At 37.2% G+C, this 2,881-nt stretch carries 2 protein-coding genes; one reads left to right on the top strand and one right to left on the bottom strand.

Features of this window, described 5'->3' with window-relative positions; genetic code table 11:
• The first annotated feature begins 363 nt into the window (after nt 1-363).
• Nucleotides 364-1,686 (top strand): hypothetical protein, encoded by a 1,323-nt coding sequence (locus tag D9603_RS21550; RefSeq protein WP_128732857.1) that lies wholly within the window; start codon nt 364-366, stop codon nt 1,684-1,686.
• A gap of 471 nt (nt 1,687-2,157) precedes the next feature.
• Here D9603_RS21550 and D9603_RS21765 read toward each other — a convergent pair whose 3' ends face one another.
• Nucleotides 2,158-2,307, bottom strand: coding sequence for a hypothetical protein (locus D9603_RS21765; protein WP_161972780.1), 150 nt, complete (start codon nt 2,305-2,307; stop codon nt 2,158-2,160).
• Between the last annotated feature and the right edge of the window lie 574 nt (nt 2,308-2,881).

The raw sequence follows: 2,881 nt of genomic DNA, 5'->3' as shown, positions 1-2,881 counted from the left end.
TTTTTTTAATCACGCTACTTGTCTTCAGTGTTATTTTGCTTGGGATCTTGTTTGTTGCGCTTTACTTATTAAAGTCTTGGCTAGGTATTGATATCTTTGCTGGTGAATCACTGGGCTTATGGGATCATTTCAAAGAAGTGTTTAATTTGGAATAAGGTATGTAGAAGAAGCAATGATTTAGCCAGCACCCAAACACCAGATTACATAGTAAGTAGAAATCTTTTTTGCTTCTTACTCTAAAACAGTACAAGTTTATAATCGATTAATTTATATAGTAATTATCAAGGATAAGTCCGAAACAGCGCTATACTTTGTTCCTGATTTTGGGTAGCATCTGCACTGATTCAATAATGGACTAAATCAATGAGAACTACAAAAACACTCATCGCGCTTGCGCTTATCTCTTCATTAGTAGCTTGTGGCGGTAGTAATAATAACAACAGTACACAAGGTTCAGGAAGCAGCAGTGCTGCTCTAGCAAAATTCACAACAATGACTAGCGTGACTAACTCGTGCGGTGAAGTCACTCGACCAGCTTTTGATGTTGTATTCCATAAACTTGATGGTGCCGTAAACGGTACCACAAAATCTGACAATCAAGGGAAGATAGATACCGATATTCCCCAAGGGACACAACATATCTCTGTCATAATACCAACGAAAAACAATGATGGTGAAAAGGTGACTTATGTCGACACGTATCTTGATGTTTCTAACGGATTAACACTAGATAGACTCAGTTTTTATAACAGTGATGACTCTTGTTCATGTACATATGAGGCGCAAGTCGATATTTCTGAACTTAAAATATCTGCACCTGATGCTATTTTGGAGGGGGTAAATCGCCGCCCAATTCATATTGATGTTGCTGATGACGTATTGCCAATGTGTAGCAAGGATAAACTCGCTTATCTTTCAATCAAAACGCCATACTTTGGCGGCTCAAAAGCGGCGAAATTTGATCTCTCTTCCGGAGCAATCAGTGTAAAAGAGTCTGACTTTATTCATCAAGGCGTTAAAGTCGACTACTCACACATTGATGAGCATAGTATGGGGACTGTTAACATACGTGGTGCCATTGATAACCGCTCTGTTTTTCATCAAGTTTCATATAGAACCAAAGATAATCTTTATATCTACCCCTCTATTGCAGATACCAACTTACTTTCTCTTGCAAGCTTTGAGGAAAACAGCTTTGCAGAGGGTAACTTTAAGAGCTTTAATACTGCATATCAGCATATAGACGAAAATGGTCACTTAGATCAACCGCAGAAGATTTCGGCCTACGATGTTGGTTATGAGTTTTCAAACAGCTTTGTTAATGCCCTAGTATCATCAAATAGTAACGTATTATCTTATGATTACACCAACGCTGTACCCAGTGCTGACAGAGTACAATATAGGATAGGGTTTAATGATTACAAGCATGGTGCGGTAAGTTGGTATATCAACTCTGAAGCTAAAGGAACAATCCCTGATTTGGAATTTGGTGATATTCTCACTGATGAGACGATGGATGAAAGTTCTATGTACCTCTCATTTAACCTTTACGATTATAATCATGAAGGTAATTACATTGACCTTATCAATGTGTTTCAACGCCAAACATACGAACAATTGATAGACAGTGGTATATATGATGGTGGCGCTTCCATCAGAATAGAGTTTGAACTTAACTCCAATTAAGCTTTATTAAAGGTGATATGAGGCGAGCTTAAACGCGTAAAAAGCTCAGAAGCTCGACTTATATCATCTAACTTCCATTGAGAGCCTCTTAGCCGTAATTCCCACTATCGATTAACACCATCGCTATAACAGCCTTAAACCAATTATCTTAATTAAGAGGTCTATATTGAGGCGAGAAAGTCTTGTCGATAACACCGCGCCCGCGTCCTGCTATTACCGCGGTAACTACGTCCTGTAAGCAAGGCAAAAATTTTGCTTCTAAGCTGTTCTAAATAAGAAGTTTTGTGACTAATCAAAACAATAGGATAGTACGAATGTCATACGGCTTTATGCTCATCTCTAAGCAAGAAATAAAGTGAAAAAGGAGCTAAAACGCTCCAAATCATGTAGATATATCAACCCTTAATGGCAAGTCTTATCTTTACACTATAAGAGAAGCCTACCTAGTTGTTCTATCACCCATGGTTTAAGTTATTTTGCAATGTCGCAATATGCTTTACTTAACTCTTTAAACCAACTGGAAGTAAATCCGCCTCCCGCAACTTGTGGTGTCAGTTTTTGGTTTAATGACTTGTTATCAGATAGGTTTAACATGTTTTTCTTTTTTACTTTTAATTTCATTTTTTTATCCTTAATGACAATCTGAATTTTCAACTTGCTTACATTGCAAGTAAAAAAATAATAACAACATTGAGATAGTTAGCAAACATTTGCTTTTAAATTGTCCTGTTTTTTAATACGGAAAGTATGAATTTGCGTTAGAAAGACTTGTTACTCAGGTGACGAGTAAACGACCTTAGCCCCTATCCGCTAGTTTCTCTAAGGTATACGGCATACAGCTTTTTTTAAGCTTTCAACAACTACTTTAATTAAAAAACCTCTCTGGATGAATACAAAACCTTGTGAAGGTGTGGATCACCAGGATCCAAACTTAACCAACTATTACTGCTGAAAACCTTCACTATATCTAGCTGAGAGGAAGCAATTGTACCGTAACACCTGCTAATCTATGGAAATTGCTAGGCCAGTCTGGATTTGCTAGCAAACTGCTCGCTAGAACTGGAGCTTGGGCATGTAGAGTGAAACTTTTACCTTTTTAGGAGACTTAATACCAATTTGACTTAATACTTGCTCAATTTGAAGGAGTAAATCTGACGCTAACAGCGTTAAAAATTTCTCATTTAGAACAACTAAA

It is taken from the genome of Pseudoalteromonas sp. PS5 (assembly GCF_004103255.1).
GTDB lineage: Bacteria > Pseudomonadota > Gammaproteobacteria > Enterobacterales > Alteromonadaceae > Pseudoalteromonas > Pseudoalteromonas peptidolytica.
Note: the sequence above shows the minus strand (reverse complement) of the source record. Positions and strands in the feature narration are given on the sequence as shown.

What these genes read in the sequence shown, in the direction of transcription:
- D9603_RS21765 (WP_161972780.1), bottom strand. Translation starts at nt 2,307, where the DNA reads ATGAAATTAAAAGTAAAAAAGAAAAACATGTTAAACCTATCTGATAAC.
- D9603_RS21550 (WP_128732857.1), top strand. Translation starts at nt 364, where the DNA reads ATGAGAACTACAAAAACACTCATCGCGCTTGCGCTTATCTCTTCATTA.